A 2,298-nucleotide genomic window follows, 5' to 3' on the forward strand; every position below is an offset into this window, starting at 1 on the left:
GGCGGTGGGCGGGCGACGCGACCTGGTGTCGGTGGTCTCCTGCGACGCGGCGGCCGGGGTCGCCGTCCCGCTCTGCCGCGCCGAGAACATCGCACTGATCGGCGGCGGGGGAACGGATCTGCGCTCCGGTTTCGCCCGGGCGCTCCGCTCCCGGCCCCACCCGGACGTGATCGTCGCCCTGACGGACGGTCAGACACCGTGGCCCTCCGCGCAGCCGCCCTGCCGCACCGTCGTCGGTCTCTTCCCCCGTCCCGCCCGTGCCGTGGACGAGGAGAACCCCGACTACGTCCCGGACGCCCCGCCGTCTTGGGCGCGGGTCGTCACCATCAGCTGAGAAAGCGCAGTAGCACGGCATCTTTGTCCGTCACGAACGGTGGCGGGATCGCCGAGGAGATCCGAGCACACACCATTGACAGCAGACCGCTGCGAGCTGAGACTCATGGCTCAGCTCGAGGTGAATTTTACTTCACCAGACGAACAAGCGGCTTCAGTTCCAGGGCGATCCCCAGCCCAAGGTCGAATCTCCAAGGACGAAGATGACCTCCTCCTCTCCCTCCACGTCTGCCGTACCCCGTCCCCCGCACACGTTCCGCTCCGTCTTCCCTGTCCTGGCCCTGTGCTGGCTGGCCGTGTTCTTCGACGGCATGGACGTCAACATCTACGGTGCCGTCATGCCGCACATGCTCGACGACACCGGGCTCGGGCTGACCCCGGCCACTGCGGGCACCATCGGCAGTTGGACGACCTTCGGCATGCTCATCGGCGCTCTCACGGCCGGAAACCTCACCGACTGGCTGGGCCGGCGGCTGATGCTCGTCTCCAGCGTGACGCTGTTCTCCGTCGGCTCGGCGCTCTGTGCCGTGGCCCCGGGCGTCGGCCTGTTCGGGGCCGGTCGCTTCGTCGCGGGCCTCGGTCTCGGCGGTCTGATGCCGCTGGCCCTGGCCATGGTGATGGAGTTCGCACCACCGCGCCGCGCTGCCCTGACCACCGGACTGCTGATGACCTCGTACCACTTCGGCGGCATGGCGGCGACCGGGCTCGGCCTGACGCTGGCTCCGGCCCTCGGCTGGCGCTGGGTGTTCTGGGCGGGCGTACTGCCGGCAGTGATCGCCGTGCCGCTGCTGCTGACCCTGCTGCCGGAGTCGCCGGGCGTGCTGCTGGCCCGCGGTGAGCGGAGCAAGGCCGACGCCGTCGCCGACCGCTACGGCTTGTCCCGCCCCACCCCGGTCGAAGCACCGGCCGCCGGCGCGGCGGGCCGCCTGGCCGCCGTACGAGCTCTGTTCCGCCCGGAGTCGCGCTGGGCGACCCCCCTGCTGTGGGTGGCCTCCTTCTGCGGCCTGCTGCTCGTGTACGGCGTGAGCACCTGGCTGCCGCAGATGATGCGGGCCTCCGGCTACGGCCTGAACTCCTCCGTCAGCTTCCTCCTCGTGATCAACGCGGGCGGCATCGTCGGCCTGCTCATCGCGGGCCGCACCGCCGACAAGTTCGGCGCGGTGCGCGTGTCCGCGATCTGGTTTGTGCTGACGGCTGCCGGCGCACTGCTGCTCAAGGCCCATCTCCCGCTGGGCGTGACGTACGCGGTGGTGGCCGTCACCGGTGTGTGGCTGTTCAGCGCACAGGTCATGGTGTACGCCGCCACCGACACGGTCTACCGGGACAGCGAGCGCGCCGCAGGACTCGGCTGGGTCACCGGTGTCGGCCGCACCGGCGCCGTCGTCGGGCCCTGGCTGATCGGAGCGCTGGCCGCGGGCGGCAACGAGAGCTGGGGCTTCACCACCTTCGCCCTGGCCGGACTGGTGGGCGCGATCGCCATCGCCCTCGTCCCGCTCGCCGGTCGACTCGGCAGCAGCGCCCCGGCCACGGCGGCCGTTGCCCCTGCGGCGACCGGCGCGGGCAGCTCGGACGCCTGACGCTCAGCCCCGGTGGACCTGGCGAGTTACTCCCTCTGGTCGGTCGTCCTGCACAAGGGCTCGGTCGTCCTGCACAAGGGCTACGACCCGCGCCTCGACACCGCCGCGTCGTGAGCCCGACAGCGAAGCGGGCGCCCTCGTATCGCGGGCGCCCGCTTCGTGGGGTGGGTCAGGCCGGTGTCCTGGCTGCCGAGCCCGCCCGGGACGGCTGCCGTACGACGCGGCGGCGCCGGATCGGGATGCCCATCGTCGGATTGGCGACGCCCCAGGCGGCGCCCTTGCAGACCAGTTCCTTGTAGAGGGCGGCGACGCGGCCGGTCAGGGCCACCCGGACGGCGCGGTCGTCGGCGGTGACGTACTGGATCAGGCCCTCCTTGCGGCCCAGCGA

The 2,298-nt window shown here is 71.8% G+C and carries 2 protein-coding genes and 1 pseudogene; 2 read left to right on the top strand and 1 reads right to left on the bottom strand.

The genetic code is table 11. The features are described 5' to 3' along the window. Together ACTWQJ_RS50375 and ACTWQJ_RS50380 are read left to right on the top strand one after the other, a co-directional pair. A partial coding sequence (locus ACTWQJ_RS50375; protein ID WP_443313041.1) for a VWA-like domain-containing protein occupies window positions 1-334 on the top strand: 334 nt, incomplete at its 5' end. 202 nt (window positions 335-536) lie between these two features. Further along, the gene (locus tag ACTWQJ_RS50380; RefSeq protein WP_443313042.1) at window positions 537-1,910 is read left to right on the top strand and encodes an MFS transporter; all 1,374 of its coding nucleotides are present in this window, start codon (window positions 537-539) and stop codon (window positions 1,908-1,910) included. A 169-nt stretch (window positions 1,911-2,079) separates the two neighbouring features. On the opposite strand, the pseudogene ACTWQJ_RS50385 reads toward ACTWQJ_RS50380, so the two are convergent. Next, a pseudogene (locus ACTWQJ_RS50385) lies at window positions 2,080-2,298 on the bottom strand (oxidoreductase); the annotation flags it as partial.

Origin of the sequence: Streptomyces sp. KR55 (assembly GCF_052245645.1) — a bacterium.
In the GTDB taxonomy this organism is placed as follows: Bacteria; Actinomycetota; Actinomycetes; order Streptomycetales; family Streptomycetaceae; genus Streptomyces; species Streptomyces flavusporus.